The sequence below is a fragment of the Rhodococcus sp. 5G237 genome (genome assembly GCF_053764735.1).
This window is the reverse complement of record NZ_JBSNCD010000010.1, coordinates 205,247-229,342: the sequence shown is the minus strand read 5'-3', so window position 1 is coordinate 229,342 and position 24,096 is coordinate 205,247. Positions and strand designations below refer to the sequence as shown.

Genomic DNA, 24,096 nt, shown 5'->3' with positions numbered 1-24,096 from the left:
GTGGAACAGCAGCATGTGCCTGCATCGTCGCAGGTAGGGGAGGACGGCGACGGTTTCCCGCTCTCGTCGGCACAGCGCGGAATCTGGTTCGCCCAGCATCTGCTTGGCGACATTCCACTGACCATCGCCCAGTACGTCGACGTCCGTGGCGACTTCGATCCCGAGATCTTCGCCGACGCCGGCGCCGCCACCGCCCGCGAACTCGGCACCGGCATGCTCCGCATCTTCGAGGTCGACGGCCACCCTCGTCAGGTCATCGACCACACCCTCGAGGACCGCGCCACCATCCTCGACCTGCGCGACGAGGACGATCCCGAGGCGGCGGCCCTCGCCTGGATGCGAGCCGAGTACCGCACGCCCCTCGACATGCTCGAAGACCGTTTGATCGTGTGCGCGGTCCTGCGCATCGCCGACGACCGCCATTTCGTCTACACCCGGATCCACCACATCGCCCTCGACGGCTACGGGGCGACGACCTTCGACACCCGCACCGCCGAGCGCTACAGCGCCGCGGTGCAGCACCGCGAGCCCGCCCGCTTCGACGTGAGCCCGCTGCCGGAGATCGTCGAAGACGAACAGCGCTACCGCGACTCGGCCCGATTCGTCAGCGACCGCGACTACTGGGCCGACCGCATCCGCGATCTGCCGCACCCCATCAGCCTCGCCGGTCGCGCCGCGCCCGTCGGCCCGCACCCCGTCCGGTTCAGCGCGCCGCTGCCCGAGCGGGTCGAGGCCGCGGTCGACCGGATGATCGCCGAGCGCGAGAAGACCACGACCTTCGCGACCGTGGTCGCCGCAGCGTTCGCGGCCTTCCTCGCTCGCGTCACCGGCGAGACCGACGTGGTGCTCAGCCTCCCGGTCTCGGCCCGCACCACCGTCCGCCTGCGTCGTTCCGGCGGCATGGTCTCCAACGTCGTCCCGATCCGCGTGGCCGTCGAACCGGACGGCAGCCGCGACGATCTGATCGACCGGATGCAGCTCGAATTCACCGGGGCACTGCGTCACCAGCGGTACCGGCACGAGGACATGCGCCGCGACACCGGCTACGGCAGTGCCGACCGCGGATTCTTCGGACCCGCGGTCAACATCATGATGTTCGACCACGAGATCCGCTACGGCGATTCGGTCGGCCGCCGGCACGTGCTGAGCACCGGACCGGTCGACGACCTCTCGCTCAACATCTACCCGAGCGCACCGGGACAGCCCGCCCACATCGACCTCGAGGCCAACCCCCACCTGTACACGGTCGACGAACTGCGCTCGCACCACACACGATTCGTCGAGTATCTCGGCGAGTTCGCCGACTCCGACCGCACCATCGGCACGCTACCTGTCCTGCACGACGACGAATACGAGCGCCTCGTCCCGTATCGCGGACTGCCCGCGCAGCCCGTGCGCCTGTTCGCCGACTTCCTCGCCGACGGCGTGCGCCGCAATCCCGACGGTGTCGCGATCATCGACGGCGACCGGCAGGTCACCTACCGCGAACTCGACGACCTCTCGAACCGTCTCGCCGCACAGCTCGTCGAGGCCGGGGCTGCCCCCGAGACCTTCGTGGCGCTGAGCATGGACCGCGGCGCCGACGCGCTGATTGCGGTGTGGGCAGTGGCGAAGACCGGCGCGGCCTTCGTCCCGATCGACCCGGCGCTCCCGGCCGACCGGATCGCCTACATGGTGGGTGATTCCGGTGCGCAGCTCGGGCTTACCGTGCGCAGCCGGATCGCGGAGCTGCCGTCCGGACCCCGCTGGATCGCTGTGGATGACCCGCTCCCCTCGGGTACAGACGTCGAGACGGTGCGCTCGCGGGCCGTGCCGGAGAACTCGGCGTACATGATCTACACCTCGGGCTCCACCGGCACCCCGAAGGGCGTGGTCGTCACCCATCTCGGGCTCGCGACCTTCGCCGCCGACGCCCGCCCCGAACTCGCGCTCGGCACGAGCTCGCGGATGCTCCGGTTCTCGTCGGCGAGCTTCGACGCGTCGATCTTCGAGATGCTGCAGGCCTTCAGCGCCGGTGCCTCCATGGTCGTGGCGCCGCCGCACGTCCTCGGCGGCGACGAGCTCGTCGACGTCCTGCGCACCCACCGGGTCACGCACATCGTCTCGGCGCCCACCGTGCTCAACACCGTCGACCCCGCGGGTCTGCCGGACCTCGAGGCCGTCGTCGTCGGCGGCGACGTGTGCACCGCCGACCTTGTCGAACGCTTCGCTCCCACCTGCCGGTTCACCAACAGTTACGGGCCCACCGAGACCACCATCGTCGTCACCGCCGGCGACCCATTGGCCCCCGGCGACCCGATCACCATCGGACGTCCCCTCGACGGGGTCGTCGCCGTCGTGCTCGACCGTCGCCTGCGGCCGGTGCCCGTCGGCTTCGTCGGCGAGCTGTATCTCGGCGGACCGGCACTGGCGCGTGGTTACCATCGCCGTCCCGGGCAGACCGCGGATCGGTTCGTGGCCAATCCTTTCGAGCCCGGAACGCGCCTGTACCGCACCGGCGACGAGGTGCGGTGGACACCCGATCACCAGCTCGACTTCGTGGGCCGCTCCGACTTCCAGGTGAAGATCCGCGGCTTCCGCATCGAACTGGGCGAGATCGACAACGCCCTGCTCGATCAGGACGGCGTCGACTTCGCGACGACCGTCGTGCACGACAGTGGCAGCTCCGTCGTGCCCGTGTCGTACGTACGTATGGAATCCGGCGCGACCTTCGATATGCAGGCGTTGCTCGACGGCGTCGCTCGCGTCCTCCCGTCGCACATGGTGCCCGCCGCCGTTGTCGAACTCACCGAGATCCCGGTGACCCCCGCCGGCAAACTCGACCGCGCCGCCCTCCCGGCACCGCAGTTCGCCACTGCCGAGTTCCGCGCCCCCGAAACCGAATCCGAACGCCTCCTCGCCGAGATCGCCACCGGACTGCTCGACGTCGAGCGCATCGGCGTCGACGACTCGCTGTTCGCCCTCGGCGCCGACAGCATCGTCGCGATGCAGTTCGCCGCCCGCGCCAAGGCCGCCGGACTGCACATCACCGCCCGGCAGATCTTCGAACACAAGACCATCGCGGCGCTCGCGCGGGTCGCGACCGCCGTCCCCACCGCACTCGTCCTCGACGAACTGCCCGGCGGAGGCGTGGGCGACATCCCGATCACGCCCATCGTGCACGAGATGCTCGGGCGCGGCGACTATTCCACCTTCGCGCAGGCCGTCCTCGTCTCCACTCCCGCGGATCTGACCTACGACGACCTGCGGGCCGCGCTCGCGGCCGTCGTCGCCCGGCACGACATCCTGCGCTCCACACTGCGCGACGGGCAGTGGCGCACGCACGCCGCACTGCCGGATCTCGACGCGTGGATCACCCGCATCCCGGTCGCCGACACCGTCTCGGCGGACGCTTACGTCGACGACGAATGCGACGCTGCTGCCCACGATCTGGATCCGGAATCCGGTCTCGTGCTGCGCGTCGTGTGGTTCGACGTCGCCGAACCCGGCGAGCAGGGCCGATTGCTGCTCGTTGCGCACCACCTGGTGGTCGACGGCGTGTCGTGGCGGGTGCTGTTGCCCGATCTCGGTCAGGCGTGGATGCAGGTCGCGGCAGGACAAACGCCGTCGCTTCCCGAGGTGGGCACCTCCTACCGTCGCTGGGCGCACGCCCTGCACGACACTGCCCGCGACCACGCGGGCGAACTCGACTACTGGACCGAAACCCTCAGTGGTGCAGCACTACTCGCCGGAGTCGCACCGCTCGACCCGGAGATCGACACCCTCGCGACTACCGCGACCGTCCGCATCGATCTCGACCCGAGCGTGACCGACGCGGTGCTCACCCGACTGCCCGAGCTGTACGGCAGCGGCACCGCCGACGGACTGCTCACCGCCCTCGCGCTCGCCGCTGCCCAGGACGGGCATCGCTCGCTACTGCTCACCCTCGAAGGGCACGGCCGCGACCTCGACGCCACCGGCACCGTCGACCTGGCCCGCACCGTCGGCTGGTTCACCAGCGCGTATCCCGTGCGTCTCGACCTCGCCGACGACCTCGATCTCACCGACGCCTCCGCCGGAGGACGTGCGAGCGCCTCCGTGGTCAAGGCCGTCAAGGAACGACTCGCCGCCGTCCCGAACAACGGTGTCGGATACGGCATCCTGCGACACCTCGACGCGCAGACGTCGCCGGTCCTCGCCGACCTGCCCACCGCGCAGGTGTCGTTCAACTATCTCGGCCGCCTCACCTCCGGCCACATCGCCGACGAGATCCGCGAGATCGGCTGGGTGCCGCTCGATCTCGCCCTCGACCCCAACCGCGCGTCGCAGATGGCCGCGTCGGTCGCCGTCGACATCAACGCGATGGTCGTCGACGGCCCCGACGGTGCGCACCTCACCGCGTCGTTCACCTATGTGCCGCGGGTGATCTCCGCCGAGACGGTCGGCGCGCTCGCCGAGCGGTGGAAGGACGCACTCGTCGGCCTCGCCGCGCACACACAGCGACCCGACGCCGGCGGTCTCACCCCATCCGACGTGCCGCTCGTGCACACCCACCAGCAGCAGATCGAGCAGTGGGAGGACCGCTTCGGGCGACTCGCCGACATCTGGCCGCTCTCGCCTCTGCAGACCGGTCTGGCCTTCCACGCCGCGCTGTCCGTCGACGCGGTCGACGTCTACACCGCACAACTCCGCCTCGATCTCGCCGGCGACGTCGATGCCGGTCGCTGGCAGGCGGCCTTCGCGTCGCTGCTCGCACGACACGCCGCTCTGCGCACGGCCTTCGTGCACGACGACACCGGAACCCCGGTCCAGCTCGTTCTGGATCAGGTCGAGATGCCTTGGCGAGAAGTCGATCTCACCGGATCGTCCGACCCGCGCAGCGACCTGCAAGCGCTCCTCGACACCGAACGCTTCGCCCGCTTCGATCTCGCGCATCCGCCGCTGCTGCGCGCCGTCCTCGTCCGGCTCCCCGAGCAGCGCGCCGTCCTCGCGCTCACCAACCACCACATCGTGCTCGACGGCTGGTCGATGCCGCTGCTCGTGCGCGAACTCCTCGTCGGCTACGCCGCCGGCGGACAGGCGGCACCGCCCACTCCCGCGTCCTACCGCGACTACCTGGCCTGGCTCGACCGGCAGGACACCGACCGCGCCCTCGACGCATGGGCGGAGGCCTTCGCCGACCTCGACGAACCCACGCTGGTCGCGCCCGGGGCCACCGACGCCGTCGACGACGCGCCCGTCCAGATCGACATCGACCTCGACGCCGACGACATCGACGCTCTCGGACAGCTGTCACGCCGCACCGGCGCGACCCTCAACACCATCGTCCAGACCGCCTGGGGCCTGCTGCTCGCCCGGCACTGGGGTGCCCGCGACGCCGTGTTCGGCGCGACCGTCTCCGGCCGGCCCGCCGACCTGCCCGATGTCGAGAACATGCTCGGCCTGTTCATCAACACCCTGCCCGTGCGGGTGCGGATCGACGACACCGAAACGGTCGCCGACCTCGTGCTGCGGCTGCAGGGCGAGCAGACCGCCTTGCTCGACCAGCAGTTCGTCGGCCTCGGCGCCATCCAGGACCGCATCGGCACAGGCACCCTCTTCGACACGCTGACCGTCTTCGAGTCGTATCCCGTCGACCGCGCCGGATTCGACGAGACCACCGACATCGCCGGCATGCGCGTCACCGATGTCGACGCCCGCGACGCCACGCACTACCCGCTCTCGCTCATGGCGCTGCTCGAACCGCACCTGCGACTGAGCCTGCGCTACCGCACCGACGTCTTCGATGCCGCGACCGTCGCCGAACTCGCCCGGCGTTTCACGCAGATCCTGACGTTCGTCGCCGAGCGTCCCGACGAGGCCGTCGGCGCCGTCGACGTGTTCCTGCCCGGCGAACGCGAGCGGGTCCTCGACTCCTGGAACCACACCGCGCACCCGGTGCCCGCCGGGGACGTCGTCGCGCTGTTCGAACAGCAGGTCGCGCGGACGCCCGATGCGCCGGCCGTCGTCGTCGACGGGTCGGTGTCGACCTACGCCGAGTTCGCGTCCGATGTGCATCGTCTCGCCCGCCGGCTCCTGGCGGAGGGTGTCGCTGCGGAAACGCGTGTCGCCGTGGCCGTTCCGCGCTCCTACGACCAGCTGGTCGCGATCTACGCCGTGCTCGCCGCCGGTGGAGCGTACGTGCCGGTCGATCCCGACCAGCCGGCCCAGCGCACCGCCCACGTCCTCACCACCGCCGCACCGCAGCTCGTGCTCGCGACCGACGAGACCCGCGACAGCCTGCCCGCCGACCTGCGCGTGCTCGACGTGTCCGACGTCGACGGATACTGCGGCGACCCACTGACCGACGACGAACGACCCGCCCTCCGCCCCGGCAACCTCGCCTACGTGCTCTTCACCTCCGGTTCGACGGGCCGGCCCAAGGGTGTCGCGGTGACGCACGGCGCCCTGCACAACCAGCTCGCCTGGATGCGCGCGGCTTTCGCACCGGACGCCGCCGACACCGTGCTCTACAAGACGCCCTTCACCTTCGACGCGTCGGTGTGGGAGTTGTTCCTGCCGCTGCAGAGCGGGTCGCGGTTGGTGATCGCCGACCGCGACGGGCACGCAGACCCCGCCTACCTCGCGTCCGTCGTCCACCGCGAACGCGTCACCATCGCGCAGTTCGTGCCGTCGGTGCTCGACCTGTTCGTCGCCGAGGCACAGCACACCGGGATCGACGCCTCGTCGCTGCGCGCAGTGTTCTCCGGCGGTGAAGCACTCCGGGCCACGACTGCCGCCCGCGTCCGCGAGGTGCTCGGCGCCGAGGTCCACAACCTCTACGGCCCGACGGAGACGACGGTGCAGGTCGCGCATCGCACCGCGATGGTGCAGGTCGCGTATCGCACCGCGATGGTGCAGGTCGCGCACGGCACCGCACGTCGTGACGATGCCGAGCAGGTGCCGCTCGGCCGGCCCGTGTGGAACACCCGTTTCCTCGTCCTCGACGCCGCGCTGCGTCCGGTCCCCGTCGGGGTGCCGGGTGAGCTGTACGTGGTGGGCTCGCAGGTCGCGCGGGGCTACCAGGCCGGTCCCGCCGCCACCGCCGACCGCTTCGTCGCGAACGCCTTCGGGAACTCCGGCGACCGGATGTACCGCACCGGCGACCGCGTCCGGTGGAACCGCGACGGCGAACTCGAATATCTCGGCCGCACCGACTTCCAGGTCAAACTCAACGGTCAGCGCGTCGAACTCGGCGAGATCGAGAGCGCGCTGCTCGCGCATCCCGGCATCACGCAGGCCGTCGTCACGCTGCGCACCGGCCGGCACGGCGACTATCTCGCCGCCTACGCCGTCGCCACCGGTGAGCGGCCGGACGAGAACGCGGTGCTCGCGACTGTCGCCGATCGCGTACCCCGCCACATGGTGCCGTCGGTGCTCGTGCTGCTCGACGACCTACCCGTCACCGCGCACGGCAAGATCGACCGGGCGGCGCTGCCCGAACCGGACGTCGATGCCTCCGCCGCCTACATCGCGCCGCGCACCGACACCGAGGCCGCCGTCGCCCGCATCATGGGCGAGTTGCTCGAAGTCGAGCAGGTGGGTGCGTCGTCGAACTTCTTCCAGCTCGGCGGGAATTCGCTCGGCGCAACCCGATTGATCGCCCGCGTCAGCGAGACGTTCGACGCCGCCATCGGGATCCGCGCGCTGTTCGACGATCCCACCGTCGAAGGCCTCGCCGCCGCCGTCGACCGTGCCCGCGGCACCGGTGCCGTCGCGACCGTTCCCGTGGCCGGTCCGCGCCCCGACCGGATTCCGTTGTCGCCGGCGCAGACCCGCATGTGGTTCGTCAACCGGTTCGACCCCGGCTCCGGCGCCTACAACGTCGGCGCCGCCCTGCGGCTGCGCGGCGACCTCGACCTCGACGCCCTGCGCGCGGCGGTCGTCGACATCCTCGAACGGCACGAGACGCTCCGGACGATCTACCCGGACTCCGATGCCGGGCCGTACCAGAACATCCTCTCCGTCGACGATGCGCTGCGGGATCGTCCCGTGCTCACCGCCGGCACCGAGACAGTGGCGGAAATCGATCTCTCCGAACGCATCCGGAAGCTGACCGCACGCGGATTCGACATCACCGTCGAACCGCCGCTCGAGCTGACGCTGCTCGAGTGCGCCGACGGCAGCCACGTCGTCGTGATGGTCGTGCACCACATCGCCATCGACGGCTGGTCCACCCAGGTCCTCGCCACCGACCTCGTGCTCGCCTACTCCGCGCGCGCCACAGGTGGGGCACCGCTCTGGGAGCCGCTGCCGCTGCAGTACGCCGACTACGCGCTGTGGATGCGCGAGCTGCTCGGCGCACCGGGCGCCCCCACCGAGACCGCCGCACGCGAACTCGACCACTGGACCACGACACTCGCCGGCGCACCGGCGCTGCTCGAACTGCCCACCGACCGGCCGCGACCCGCGAGCTCGTCGTTCCGGGGCGCGGCGGTGCCGTTCACCGTCGATCCCGACACCGTCCGCCGCCTCGACGCCTACGCGCAGGCCCACGGCGTGAGCCGGTTCATGGTGCTGCATGCCGCGCTCGTCGTGCTGCTCGCCCGTCTCGGTGCGACCGACGACGTGTCCGTGGGCACGCCGGTCGCCGGTCGTGGCGATCGCCGCCTCGACAACCTCATCGGCATGTTCGTCAACACCCTCGTGCTGCGAACCCCGGTCGCCCCGGCTGCCGGCTTCGACGACATCGTCGCCACCGTCCGCGACGTCGACCTCGACGCCTTCGCCCGTGTCCAGGTGCCGTTCGAGCAGGTCGTCGAGGCCGTCGACCCCGTGCGGTCGCAGAACAGCGCACCGCTGTTCCAGGTCGCGCTGTCCGTAGAGGAAGCGCATCCCAGCGACCTCGAACTGCCCGGGCTGCGGGTCGAACCGATCGTGCCCGACTTCGGCATCGCCAAGTTCGACCTCGAATTCACGCTCCGCGACGACGACGGCGCCCTGGCCGGCACCCTCACCTACGCCACCGACCTGTTCGACGCGTCCACCGCCGCCCGCACCGCCGAGCGCTGGAACCGCATGCTGGCACAGCTGCTCGACGACCCGCGCAGCCCCGTCGGCGACCTGCCGTATCTCGACGCCGACGAGACCGCCCGGGCACTCGACGCCGCGCGCCCGGAATCGATCCGCATCCGGACGCTGCCGGAGATCCTCGCCGCCGGTGTCGCTGCGTCGCCGAACGGTGTTGCCGCCGTGGACGAGACGCGCCAGCTCACCTACCGCGAACTCGACGAACGTTCCAACGCCCTGGCTCATGTCCTCCTCGCCGAGGGCGCCGGACCGGAAACCGTGGTGGCCCTGGCCTTCGAGCGGACCATCGAGTCGCTGGTCGCGGTGTGGGCGGTCGCGAAGACCGGCGCGGCGTTCGTGCCGATCGACGTGAAGCTGCCCGTCGATCGCATCGGTTTCATGCTCTCGGACTCGGGTGCCGCCTTCGGCCTGACCATGAGCGAGATCGCTCCGGCAGTCGACTTCCGTTGGCTCGAGCTGAATTCCGGCGACGTCACCGACCGGTGCGCCGAGGTGTCGACCGACGCACTCGACGTCGACGTCGCACCCGACGTCGCGGCGTACATGATCTACACGTCCGGTTCGACCGGCACCCCGAAGGGCGTCGTGGTCACGCACCGCGGCCTCAACGCCTTCACCGCCGAGTGCCGCACCGAACTCGGACTCACCGCGCAGTCGCGGGTACTACGGTTCTCGTCGGCGAGCTTCGACGCGTCGGTCTTCGAGATGCTCGCCGCCTTCGGTGCCGGAGCCACCATGGTGGTCGCGCCGCCCGAGGTCGTCGCCGGTGCCGATCTCGACGCGTTCCTGCTGCGCCACAACGTCACCCACGTGCTCACCGCACCGGCCGCGCTCGGTGGTGTCGACCCGGCGAGGCTGCCGGAACTCGAGGCCGTCGTGGTCGGCGGCGACGTGTGCCCGCCCGAACTGGTCGAGCGGTTCGCGCCGCGCTGCCGGTTCTTCAACAGCTACGGCCCCACCGAGACCACGATCGTCATCACGATGACCGATGCGCTGGTCGCGGGCGGTGCCATCACCATCGGCCGGCCCATCCGAGGTGCCGGTGCCGTCGTGCTCGACGCACGCCTGCAGCCCGTGCCCGACGGTGTCCTGGGTGAGCTGTATCTGGCCGGCCAGGCGCTGGCCCGCGGCTACCACGACCGGCCCGGGATGACGGCCTCGCGGTTCGTCGCGAACCCGTTCACCGGTGGCCTCATGTACCGCACGGGCGACCTCGTGCGCCGGCGCGCGTCGGGCGAACTCGAGTTCGTCGGCCGCAGCGACGCGCAGGTCAAGCTGCGTGGTCTGCGTATCGAACTCGGTGAGATCGAGGCGATGCTGAGCCGTCAGGACACCGTCGCGCACGCCGTCGTGGACGTCTACCGCGACGCCCACACCGGCGAACGGCTCGTCGGCTACGTCGTGCCCCGCGACGGCGCCGAGGTCGACGCCGATGCGCTGCGCAGCGCCGTCGCCGACGTCCTGCCGTCCTACATGGTGCCCTCGCAGATCGTGCCGATCGAGACGGTGCCCGTTACGGTCAACGGCAAGCTCGACCGCAAGGCCCTGCCCGCGCCCGACCCGGTCACCCGCGAGTTCCGTGCCCCCACCAACCCTGTCGAGGAGACGGTGGCCGAGATCGTCGCCGAACTGCTCGGCGTCGAACGCGTGGGTCTCGACGACGACTTCTTCGCGCTCGGCGGCAACTCGCTCATCGCGACCCGGCTCGTGGCCCGGATCGGGGAAGCGCTCGGCACCACGGTGCCGGTGCGCGCGGTGTTCGAGGGATCGACCGTGCAGGCGCTCGCCGAGACGGCCGGCTCGCACATCGGCACGGGGGAGCGGCTGCCGCTCGTGCCGCAGGAACGCCCAGCGCGGGTACCGCTGTCGTACGCGCAGCAGCGCATGTGGTTCCTCAACCGCTTCGACCCGACGTCCCCGCTCTACAACATCCCGCTCGCGGTGCGCCTGCACGGCGACCTCGACATCGACGCCCTCACCGCCGCCGTCCGCGACGTGCTCGACCGGCACGAAGCACTGCGCACCGTCTTCCCGGAACACGAGGCCGGACCGTCGCAGCACGTGCTGGCCACCGGCGACGTGCCGCTCGACCTCACCCCGATCGACACACCCGACACCGACGCCCTGCACACCGCGATCGTCGGAGTGATGGGACGCGGCTTCGACGTCACCCGCGAGGTCCCCATCCGCGGCGCGCTGTTCCGGGAGAACGACCGCACCCACGTGCTCGTGGTGGTCGTCCACCACATCAGCGCCGACGGTGCGTCGACCGTGCCGCTGGCACGCGACGTCCTTGTCGCCTACTCCGCGCGCCTCGACGACGCACAGCCCGCCTGGGAACCGTTGCCGGTGCAGTACGCCGACTTCGCGCTGTGGCAGCGCACCGTGCTCGGCGACCCGCAGGATCCGCAGGCACCGATCACGCAGCAACTCGACTACTGGACCTCGGTCCTCGCCGACACCCCGGCCGTCCTCGAACTGCCCGCCGACCGGCCGCGACCCGCGGCGGCGTCCTACCGGGGTGCCAATACCGGCTTCCGGATCGCCCCCGACGTCCTCGCCCGCATCGACCGTCTCGCCCACGCCCACGGCGCGACCCGCTTCATGGTCCTGCACGCCGCCCTCGCCGTGCTGCTCGCGCGTCTCGGCAACACCGAGGACGTGTCGGTGGGCACGCCGGTCGCCGGTCGCGGTGATCGTGCCCTCGACGACCTCGTCGGAATGTTCGTCAACACCCTCGTCCTGCGCACCCGCATCGATCCCGCGGCGTCGTTCGCGGAGTTCCTCGAGCAGGTCCGCACTATCGATCTCGCGGCCTTCTCGCACGCCGACGTGCCGTTCGACCAGGTGGTCGAAGCCGTCGATCCGGTGCGTTCGCAGAGTCACTCGCCGCTCTTCCAGGTTGCGCTGTCGTTGCAGAACCAGGGCATCGGTGAACTCGAACTGCCCGGTCTGCGGGTCGAGCCGCTCGAGGCGGATCTGGGCATCGCCAAGTTCGACATCGACATCGCGCTGCGCGAGGACGAAACCGGCGGGTTGGCCGCCGAACTCACCTACGCGACGGACCTGTTCGACGAGACGACCGCCGTCGATCTCGCCGCGCGGTGGGTGCAATTGCTCGACGCGAGCACGGCCGACCCGACGGCTGCCGTCGGCGACATCGCACTGCTGTCGGACGCCGAGACCGATCGGGCACTGTCGTACTCGGTGCCGACGCCGCTGCCGCAGAAGACCTTCCCCGAGATCCTGGCCACCGGTGTCGCCGCGAACCCGGACGGTATCGCGGTGGTGGACGGCGACCGGCAGCTCACTTACACCGAACTCGACCACGCCTCCAACCGTCTGGCGCACAAGCTGATCGACCACGGTGCCGGACCGGAAACGGTGGTGGCACTGTCGTTCCCGCGCAGCCTCGACGCTGTCGTTGCCCTGTGGGCCGTGGTCAAGACCGGCGCGGCGTTCGTGCCCGTCGATCCCGCACTGCCCGCAGCGCGTATCGCATACCTGCTCACCGACTCCCGCGCGATCCTCGGACTCGGCGACGGACCGTCGCATGTTCCGTGGCTGAGCATCGACGCCGACGATTATCCTTCTGCGCCGGTGACTTCCGCGGTGCGTGCGGACTCGGCGGCGTACATGATCTACACGTCCGGTTCCACCGGCACGCCGAAGGGTGTCGTCGTCACCCACCGCGGCCTCGACGCCTTCACCGCCGACCACCGGCCCGAACTCGGGCTCGGCACCGGCTCGCGGATGCTGCGGTTCTCGTCGTCGAGCTTCGACGCCTCGGTGTTCGAGCAGATCTCGGCGTTCTCCGCGGGTGCCACCGTGGTGGTCGTGCCGCCGCACATCGTCGCCGGCACCGAACTGACCGACCTGCTGCGCCGCGAACGCATCACGCACATCATCACCGCGCCCGCCGCGCTCGGCACCGTCACCCCCGACGACCTGCCCGACCTCGAATCCGTGGTGATCGGCGGCGACGTGTGCCCGCCGGAACTCGTCGAGAAGTTCGGTCCCGTCTGCCGTTTCGTCAACAGCTACGGTCCCACCGAGACCACCATCATCATCACCGAGACCGCGCCGCTCACGCCGGGCGACCGCATCACCATCGGTGTGCCCATCGAAGGTGCCGGTGCCGTCGTCCTCGACACGCGTCTGCATCCCGTGCCCGACGGCGTCATCGGCGAGCTGTACCTGTCGGGTGCCGGTCTCGCGCGCGGCTACAACGCGCAGCCGGGACTCACGGCCGCGCGGTTCGTCGCGAACCCGTTCACCGGTGGGCTCATGTACCGCACCGGCGACCTCGTGCGTCGCACCGCGACCGGTGAACTCGACTTCGTCGGCCGCAGCGACGCGCAGGTGCAGGTACGTGGCCTGCGCATCGAACTCGGCGAGATCGAGGCGGCTCTGAGCCGCGCCGACGAGGTGGCCCAGGCCGTCGTCGTCCTGCACACCGACGCGCGTACCGGCGAACGCCTCATCGGTTACGTCGTTCCCACGACCGGCGCCACGGCCGACCCGCACGAATTGCGGGACCGGCTCGCCGACGAATTGCCCTCGTACATGGTGCCCGCGCAGATCCTCGTCCTCGACGCGCTGCCCATCACCGCCAACGGCAAGCTCGACCGGAAGGCACTGCCCGTCCCCGGTTTCGAGGCGCGCGCCTTCCGCGCACCCGAGACACCGGTGGAGCAGACAGTCGCGTCCGTCTATGCCGACCTGCTCGGCGTCGACCGTGTGGGCCTCGACGACGACTTCTTCGCGCTCGGCGGCAACTCGCTCAACGCGACCCAGCTGGTCGCGCGGCTCGGTGCCGCCCTGCACACCACCGTGCCCGTGCGCACGGTGTTCGACGCTCCCACGGTCGCCGCGCTGGCCACCGCCGTCGCACGCACCGCCGGTTCCGGGGGCCGTCCCGACCTCGTCGCCGTCGACCGACCCGACCGCATCCCGCTGTCGCTCCAGCAGCAGCGCATGTGGTTCTTCAACCGCTTCGATCCCGGCTCGGCCGCCTTCAACATCCCGATGGTGCTGCGCCTGAGCGGCGACCTCGGCGTGCCTGCGCTGCAAGCCGCGCTGCTCGACGTCCTCGACCGTCACGAAGCGCTGCGCACCGTCTTCCCCGACAGCGACACCGGTCCGTCGCAGGTGATCGTGCCTGCCGGCGAGGCCGCCTCCGATCTCGGACCGCAGGACGTCGCGGCCGACGAGATCACCGCGGTCCTCACCGATGTCGTCACGCGCGGTTTCGATCTCACCGTCGACGTACCCGTGCGTGCCCGGCTGTTCCGTCTCGCCGACGACGAGCACGTCCTCGCCGTCGTCGCCCACCACATCGCCAGTGACGGCGGGTCGCAGGCACCGCTGTCGCGCGACGTCGTCACCGCCTATCTCGCGCGTCGCGAAGGTGCCGAGCCCGGCTGGTCGCCGTTGCGCGTGCAGTACGCCGACTACGCGCTCTGGCAGCAGAAGCTGCTCGGCAGCGAGGACGACCCGCAGTCGCTGCTCGCCCGCCAGCTTGCGTACTGGACCGACACCCTCACCGACCTGCCCGACCTGGTGGAACTGCCCACCGACCGGCCGCGTCCGCCCGTGCAGTCGTCGCGGGGCGCGACCGTCCCCATCGTTCTCGACGCCGAGCTCGCCGACCGCGTCGAACAGTTCACCCGCGAACGAGGCATCACGCTGTTCATGCTCGCCCACGCGGCCGTCGCGGTGCTGCTGGCCCGCTGGTCGGGGAGCAGCGACATCCCGATCGGCACCCAGATCGCCGGTCGCGGCGAGGAAGCCCTCGACGACCTCGTCGGCATGTTCGGCAACACCCTCGTGCTGCGCACCCGCATCGACGCCGGCGCCACCTTCGACGAGATCCTCGACCAGGTGCGCGACGTCGACCTCGCAGCCTTCTCGCACCCTGACGTGCCGGTCGAGCGCCTCGTCGAACTGCTCGACCCGGTCCGCTCCACGGCCTACTCGGCGCTGTTCCAGACCCTGCTCGTGGTGCACAACTTCACGCGCTCGGAGATCGACCTGCCCGGGCTGCGGCTGAGCACCGTCGAGCCCGGCGCGACCGGCGCCAAGCTCGACCTCGAGATCCACCTCGGGGAGACCTTCGACGCCGACGGACGGCGCCTCGGCATCGACGGCTCGATCACCTATGCCACCGACCTGTTCACCGAACACACCATCGCGCAGGCCGCGCAGCGCCTCGTCGCGCTCGTCGACGCCGCGGTGAGTGCGCCGGAGGTCGCGGTCGGCCACATCGACCTGCGCGGCGACGACGAGATCCGTCTGCTGTCCGACATCAATGCGACCGATGCGGGGGCCGTCGACGAGACCCTGCTCGCCCGCTTCGACGAGCAGGTCGCCCGCACCCCGGACGCGCCGGCACTGATCTTCGAGGGCACGACACTGACGTACGCGCAGTTCGCGTCGCGGGTGAACCGTCTCGCGCGGCACCTCGCCGGACTCGGAGTGGGCCCCGAGAGCCTCGTCGGCGTGTACACCGGCCGGTCGATCGAGATGATGGTCGCGATCTACGCGATCTTGCAGGCCGGGGGAGCGTACGTTCCGCTCGACCCCGAACATCCCGCCGACCGCACCGAGTACGTGCTCGACCTCGCGCGGCCCGTCGTCGTGCTCACCACCGCAGTCGATCGGGGTTCGTTGCCCGCCGCGGCACCGGTGCTGGAGATCGATGCGCCGTCGAACGTCTCCGACGCGCCGCTCACCGACGCCGACCGCGTCGCACCGCTGCGACCCGACAACACCGCCTACGTCATCTTCACGTCCGGCTCCACCGGACGTCCGAAGGGTGTTGCGGTGAGCCATCTTTCGGTCGCGAACCAGATCGCGTGGATGCGCGAGCGATACGACCTCGGCGCCGGTGACGCCGCGCTCCACAAGACACCGATCACGTTCGACGCGTCGGTGTGGGAGCTGTTCTACCCCCTACAGGTCGGGGCACGCCTCGTCGTCGCAGTTCCGGGTGGGCACCGCGACCCCGCATACCTGGCACGCGTGTCGCGTGAGGAGCGCGTGAGCATCCTCGAGTTCGTCCCGTCGATGCTCGCGGTGTTCCTCGCCGATCCGGCACTGCAACTTCCCGAGTCGCTGCGCTACCTGTCGGTCGGTGGTGAAGCTCTGCCGGCCGATCTCGCTGCCGACTTCACCGCACGATCGACGGCGGCACTCGACAACACCTACGGACCCACCGAAACCACCGTCACTGCAACGGTTTTGCGGGTCGAGGCCGAGCATGCGGGCAGCGTCCCGATCGGCCGTCCGATCCGCAACACCACCGTGCAGGTGCTCGACGCGCGGTTGCGTCCGGTGCCGATCGGGGTGCCCGGTGAGCTCTACCTCGGGGGAGTGCAAGTCGCACGCGGCTACCACGCTCGCCCCGACCTCACCGCCGAACGGTTCGTCGCCGCACCCGACGGCGAACGTCTCTACCGCACCGGTGATCTCGTCCGGATCCTGCCGAGCGGGGACCTGGACTTCCTGGGCCGCACCGACTTCCAGGTGAAGGTGCGCGGTCTGCGCATCGAACTCGGTGAGATCGAGAGTGCTCTGACTGCGCTGCCGGAGATCGCGCAGGCCGTGATGGTCGTGCACGACGGCGACCACGGTCAGCAACTCGTCGGCTACGTCGTTCCGTCCTCGGGCGCAAGTGTCGACGTCGAGGCGGCGCGTACGGCGGTCGGCCGGTCGCTGCCGCGCTACATGGTGCCCGACGTGCTCATGGTGCTCGACGCGTTGCCGCTCAACGCATCCGGCAAGCTCGACCGTCGCGCCCTGCCCGAACCCGTCGCCGCCGTCCGCGAGTTCCGTCCTCCCGTCACCCCGACGGAACAGGCGGTCGCGGCCGCGATCGCCGAGGTGCTCGAGGTGGAGCGAGTCGGTCTCGACGACGACTTCTTCGCCCTCGGCGGCAACTCGCTCATCGCGACCCGTGTCATCGCCCGCATCGGTGCGGCCCTCGGCGCAGACATCCCGCTGCGCACGCTGTTCGAACACCCCACCGTCGACACGCTCGCTGCCGCGGTGGCCGAGCACGGTGGTCAGGCCGCACGACCTGCACTCGTCGCGGGGGAGCGGCCCGAGCAGGTGCCGCTGTCGCTCGCCCAGCAGCGGATGTGGTTCCTCAACCGCTTCGATCCCGACTCGGCGGCCTACAACCTGCCGATGGCCATCCGCCTGTCGGGCTCGGTCGACGTCGACCTGCTGCGCATCGCGGTCGCCCACGTCGTCGAGCGACACGAATCGCTGCGGACCGTCTACCCCGACACTCCCGACGGGCCGGTGCAGGTCGTGCTGCCGGCCGCCGACGCCGCCCCGGACATCGAGATCCACACCGTCACCGGTGGGGACGACGCCCTGCTCGCGGCGGTCGCTCCGTTCGCGACCGGTCGTTTCGACGTCACCACCGAGGTGCCGCTGCGGATCGGGCTCTTCGGACTCGGCGCGAACGACTACGTCCTCGCGATGGTCGTCCACCACATCTCCGGCGACGGCTTCTCGATCGCCCCGATGGTGCGCGACCTGCTCGTCGCCTACACCTCGGCCCTCACCGGTTCCGAGCCCGAGTGGGCGCCGCTGCCGGTGCAGTACGCCGACTACGCGCTGTGGCAGCGTGGTGTGCTCGGGTCCGAGGACGATCCCGATTCGCTGGTGTCGCAGCAACTCGACTACTGGCGTGGTGCCCTCGCCGGGCTGCCCGACCAGCTGTCGCTGCCGACCGACCGCCGGCGACCCGCCGTGCAGTCCTACGAGGGCGGACGCGTCGAGATCCGCATCGACGCCGACCTCCACGCCCGGCTCGTCGACCTCGCCCAAAGCCGTCACGCCACGCTGTTCATGGCCGTGCACGCGGCCCTGTCGGTGCTGCTCGCGCGACTGTCCGACAGCGACGACATCGCGGTCGGCACGCCCATCGCGGGTCGTGGCGAACGCGAACTCGACGACCTGATCGGCATGTTCGTCAACACCCTCGTGCTGCGCACCCGGGTGTCCGGCGCCGTCACCTTCGACGACCTGCTCGCCGCCGTCCGCGAATCCGACCTGCGCGCCTTCGCGCACGCCGACGTGCCGTTCGAGCGGCTCGTCGAGGTGCTCAACCCGCAGCGCTCCACCGCGCGGCACCCGCTGTTCCAGGTCGGTTTCTCGTTCCAGAACTTCGAACAGGGCACCCTCGCGCTGCCCGGACTCGACGTCGCCCTCGTCGACCTCGAACACGACACCTCGCAATTCGACCTGCACTGGATCGTCCAGGACCGCTACGACGAGGCAGGCACACCCACCGGCATCGTCGGCTATCTCACCTACGCGTCGGCCCTGTTCGACGAGTCGACCGCCCGCGTGTTCGTCGATCGGTTCGTCCGGTTGCTCGACAGAATCGTCGCCGAACCCGACCGTCCCGTCGGTGATCTCGACATCCTCGATACCGCCGAGCGCACGCGAATCCTGCACGAGTGGAACGACACTCGACACGACGTTCCCACCGGGACGCTGGTGTCGCTGTTCGACGCGCAGGTCGCGGCCCGACCGGACGCCGTCGCGCTCGATCACGAGACCGGCACCCTCACCTACCGCGAGTTCGACAAGCGGATCAACCGCCTCGCCCGTCATCTGATCGACCTCGGCGTAGGCCCCGAAACGGCCGTTGCTCTGGGAATGCGTCGCTCTGTCGAGTTGCTCATCGGCATGTACGCCGTCGCGAAGGCCGGCGGCGCGTACGTCCCGCTCGACCCCGACCACCCGCGCGAGCGAATCGACTACATCCTGTCGGTCGCCGACCCGGTGTGCGTGCTGACCGGTCGCGACGACGACTTCGATGCCGGCGGTCGCGCCGTGGTGCACGTCGACGCACCCGAACTCGACGCGCTCGACGACAGCCCGGTGCGCGACACCGAACGTCGTCTTCCGCTCGACCCGCAGCACCCCGCCTACGTCATCTTCACGTCGGGTTCCACCGGGCGGCCCAAGGGCGTCGCGGTTCCGCACGCGGCGATCGTCAACCAGTTGCTGTGGAAGACGGAGCATTTCGGACTGACTTCCGGCGACGCTGCGCTGCTCAAGACGGCAGCGACGTTCGACCTGTCGGTGTGGGAATTCTGGTCGGCACTCGTCTCCGGTGGTCGACTCGTCATCGCTGCACCCGACGGTCATCGCGACCCGGTCTATCTCGACGCGGTCATGCGGCAGAAGGCTGTGACGACCCTGCACGTCGTGCCGTCGATGCTCGAGGCGCTGCTCGACACGGCGGGCGGTGCGCTGAGTCCGTCGGTGCGGCGCGTCCTCGCGATCGGTGAGGCGCTGCCCCCCGCGCTCGCCCAGCGGTTCCGGTCGCTCCACCCCGACGTCGACCTGGTCAACCTGTACGGGCCGACCGAGGCCGCAGTCTCCGTGACAGCGCACGCGGTGACCGGCGACGACACCGACTCGGTGCCGATCGGCCGCCCGGAATGGAACACGCGCGTCCACGTCCTCGACGGTCGCCTCCGTCCCGTGCCGGTGGGTGTGACGGGCGAGCTCTATCTCGCGGGCGCCCAGCTCGCACGTGGCTACGCCGGACGCCCCGACCTCACCGCTGACCGGTTCGTCGCCGACCCGTTCGGCTCCGGTGAGCGTCTCTACCGCACCGGCGACGTCGTCGCCTGGAACGAGGACGGCACCCTCGACTACCGCGGCCGCGCCGACTTCCAGTTCAAACTCCGCGGCTTCCGCATCGAACTCGGCGAGATCGACACCGCCCTGCGGGAACAGTCGGGCGTGGCGCAGGCCGTGACGGTCGTGCACAGCGACCCGCATACCGGCGACCGGATCGTCGCCTACCTCACCGGTGACGAGTCCCTCCACGCGCACACGGTGAAGGACGCACTCGCGCAGAGCCTTCCGAGTTACATGGTGCCGTCGGTCGTCATGATCCTCGACGCGCTGCCGCTCAACGCGAACGGCAAAATCGATCGCAAGGCGCTGCCCGCGCCCGAGGTCGCGACCCGCGCGTACCGCGCGCCGTCCACCCCGATCGAGGAGATCGTCGCCGGCATCTACCGCGACCTGCTCGGCGTCGACCGTGTCGGCGCGGACGACGACTTCTTCGAACTCGGCGGCAACTCGCTGATCGCCACCCAGGTGATCGCGCGACTCGCCACCGCACTCGACGCGCGTGTCCCGCTGCGTGTGCTGTTCGAGGCACCCACCGTGGCAGCACTGGCCGTGCGGGCCGAGGAACACGCCGGCTCCGGTGGCCGCCCGGCACTGCAGGCGCAGCCGCGACCCGACTCGGTACCGCTGTCGCTCGCGCAGCAGCGGATGTGGTTCCTCAACCGCCTCGACCCCGACTCCGCCGCGTACAACATCCCGGTCGCCATCCGCCTCACCGGCTCGCTGGACCTGACGGCCCTGGAAGACGCCGTCGCGGATCTGTTCGCGCGCCACGAGATCCTGCGCACCGTCTACCCGGAGGTCGACGGTGTCGGGCACCAGGTCGTGCTGCCCGTCGCACAAGTACGCCCGGACGTCACACCGGTGCCGATCGACGAGGCCGACATCCTGCCCACCGTCGTCGAATTCGTGAACGCCGGATTCGACGTCACCTCGGAGGTACCGGTCCGCACTCGCCTCTACCGGGTCGGCGACGACGAATACGTGCTCGTCTTCGTCGTGCACCACGTTGCCGCGGACGGCTTCTCGATGGGACCGCTGACCCGCGACGTCATGGTCGCCTACGACGCGCGTCGCCGCGGTGAGGCGCCGTCGTGGTCACCGCTCGCCGTCCAATATGCGGATTACGCCCTGTGGCAACGTGACCTGCTCGGATCCGAAGACGATCCGGACAGTCTCGTCGCACGCGAACTGGCCTACTGGACCGAACGACTCGGAGACCTGCCCGAGCCGCTCGAACTGCCGCTCGACCATCCGCGTCCGCCGGTCGCCACCAACCGCGGGGCGCGCCACACCTTCGAGATCGACGCCACCACAGTCGGTGCGCTGCAACGCCTCGCACGCGAACACAACGCGACGACCTTCATGGTCGTGCACGCCGCGCTCGCCGTCCTGCTCGCGAAACTCGCCGGTACGCGCGACGTCACCATCGGCACGCCCGTCGCGGGTCGCGGGGAGGCCGAACTCGACGACCTCATCGGCATGTTCGTCAACACCCTCGTGTTGCGCAACGACATCGACCCGGCCCTGCCGTTCACCGAGCTGCTCGCACAGGTGCGCGACACCGACCTGGGCGCCTTCGGCAACGCGGACGTGCCGTTCGAGCGGCTCGTCGAGGTGCTCGATCCGCCGCGCTCCCAGTCGCGGACACCGCTGTTCCAGGTCATGCTCGTCTTCCAGAACATGCAGCAGTCGGTGTTCGAACTCGACGAGCTGACCATCTCCGCGCTCGACACGGACTTCGCCGAAGCTCGATTCGACCTGCAGCTGACCGTGGGGGAGTCCTACGACGGTGCAGGACAATCCGCCGGCCTGACAGCGGAGTTCACCTACGCGACAGATCTGTTCGACGAGTCGACGATCGTGACCTGGGCGGAGCGTCTCACGCGGGTGCTGACCGCGGTCACGGCCGAGCCCGCACGTCGAGTCGGCGACATCGAAATCCTCGACCGTGCCGAGCGCGCGCGACTGCTGACGCCCGGCCACGAGGATGCCTTCGTTCCCGTCGCCGACAAGACCCTTGTCGACCTGTTCGACGCGCAGGTCGCCCGCACACCCGACGTGGTGGCCGTGATTGCCGGCGACCGGACTCTGACCTACGCAGAGTTCGACGCCGAGGTGAACCGTCTGGCGCGTCACCTCATCGAGGTGGGCGTCGGTCCGGAGACCACGGTGGGTCTTGCGATGGCACGGTCGCTGGACCTTCTGGTCGCGATGTACGCGACGGTCAAGGCCGGCGGTGCCTACGTACCGATCGACCCCGATCTGCCCGCCGCGCGCAACGAGTACGTCCTCGAGGTCACCGACCCCGTCGTCATCCTCACGACCGAGCGCGACGGCTTCCCGGTACCGGACAGCATCCGGTCCCTGGCCGTCGACACGCTCGATCTTCGCCACGTGGCGAGTGACCCGGTCACGGACTCCGAACGTCGGCACCCTCTGCTCCCGGACAACACGGCCTGGGTGATCTTCACGTCCGGTTCCACCGGCCGTCCCAAGGGCGTCGCTATTCCACACGGCCGCGTGGCCGTGGCGTTGGCATGGCGCCAGGACGCCTACCGACTGGATGAGAACGACACCGTCCTGCAGAAGACACCGTTCACCTTCGACGCGTCGGGACGCGAATTCTGGTGGCCGCTGACCGTGGGTGCGCGACTCGTCATCGCCGCTCCGGACGGTCATCGCGATCCGCAGTACCTCGCGTCCGCGATCGCCGAACACGGCGTGACCTCGTCCTACTTCGTCCCGTCGGTGTTGTCCGAGGTGCTTGCCGTCGCGCGCGACACGGACCTGGCGTCACTGAGACAGGTGTACTGCAGCGGTGAGGTGTTCACACCGGGACTCGCCCGCGCATTCCGCGCGCGGAACGAACACGCGGAGCTGTCCAACGAGTACGGTCCCACCGAGTTCACCCTGTCGATCACGCGCCACGTTCTCGACGCCGCGGACCCGGGATCGGTGCCGGTGGGTGCGGCGCAGGGCAACGTCGCCGCCTACGTCCTGGACCAGTGGCTGCAGCCCGTCCCCGATGGTGTCGCGGGTGAGCTGTACCTGGCCGGGGCCCAGCTCGGCCGCGGTTACATCGCGCGCCCGGACCTCACGTCCGAACGATTCCTGGCCGACCCGTACGGTCCCGCCGGCACTCGCATGTACCGGACGGGCGATCTCGTGCGCAGGACATCGTCGGGCGAACTGCACTACATCGGCCGCACCGACTTCCAGGTCAAGCTCCGAGGTCTGCGTATCGAACTCGGCGAGGTCGAGGCTGCCGTCGCGGCGCATCCGAACGTCCGTCAGGCCGTCGCACTCGTCCGTACCGATGCGTTGCGCGGCGACCAGCTGGTCGCGTACGTCGTCGCCGAGGACGGAACCACGATCGACATCGACGATCTCAAGACCACTGTCGGCCGGCGCGTCCCGGGCTACATGGTGCCGTCGACGGTGATGGTCCTGCCGCAGATGCCGCTCAACCCGTCCGGCAAGGTGGACCGGAAATCTTTGCCGCAGCCGGAATTCGAAGCACGTGAGTTCCGCTCCCCCACGACACCGGCCGAGCAGGCCGTCGCGGACGTCTTCGCCGATGTTCTCGGGATCGAACGCGCGGGCCTCGACGACGACTTCTTCGAACTCGGCGGCAACTCGCTGGTCGCGACACGCGTGGCGGCGCGTGTCGGTGCGGCCCTCGGAACGAAGATCCCCGTTCGTACCGTCTTCGAGGCGTCGACGGTCGCCGCGCTGGCGTCGGCAGCCGAACACGCGGGGCGAGGCGAACGTCGTCCGTTGATCCCGATGGCCCGGCCCGACCTGGTTCCGCTGCTGCCCGCACAGCAGCGCATGTGGTTCCTCAACCGGTTCGATCCCGACTCCGCCGCGTACAACATCCCGGCCGCACTCCGGTTGTCCGGGGCACTGGACGTCGAGGCTCTGCAGGCAGCGGTGAACGACCTCGTCGCTCGCCACGAGATCCTGCGGACCATCTACCCGGAGATCGACGGCACTGGCTACCAGCGGGTGCTGCCGATCGAGGACGTCCATGTCGACCTGGCGCCGAGAGACGTCGACGAAGATGCGGTCCTCGGGGACGTCGCAGAAGTGGTGACCGCCGGGTTCGACGTCACCACGCAGGTCCCGCTGCGCGGCGCGTTGTTCCGTGTGGCTCCGACGGAGTTCGTGCTCGTGTTCGCGGTGCACCACATCGCCGCCGACGGCTACTCCATCGGGCCGTTGACCCGTGACGTGATGATCGCCTACGCCGCACGGGTCGAAGGGCACGCACCCGGTTGGGCACCGCTGCCGATCCAGTACGCCGACTATGCACTGTGGCAGCGGGAGAACCTGGGTTCGGAGAACGATCCCGACAGTGTGATCTCGCAGCAG

General features: G+C 70.0%; 1 protein-coding gene (running past one end of the window). It reads left to right on the top strand.

Annotated features, from left to right (window positions below):
* Positions 1 to 24,096, top strand: the 5' portion of a protein-coding gene (locus ACWPOC_RS22390) for a non-ribosomal peptide synthase/polyketide synthase (RefSeq protein WP_455409355.1). Its footprint extends 15,933 nt past the window's final position; only the first 24,096 of its 40,029 coding nucleotides appear in the window; its start codon is at positions 1 to 3; the stop codon falls past the right edge of the window.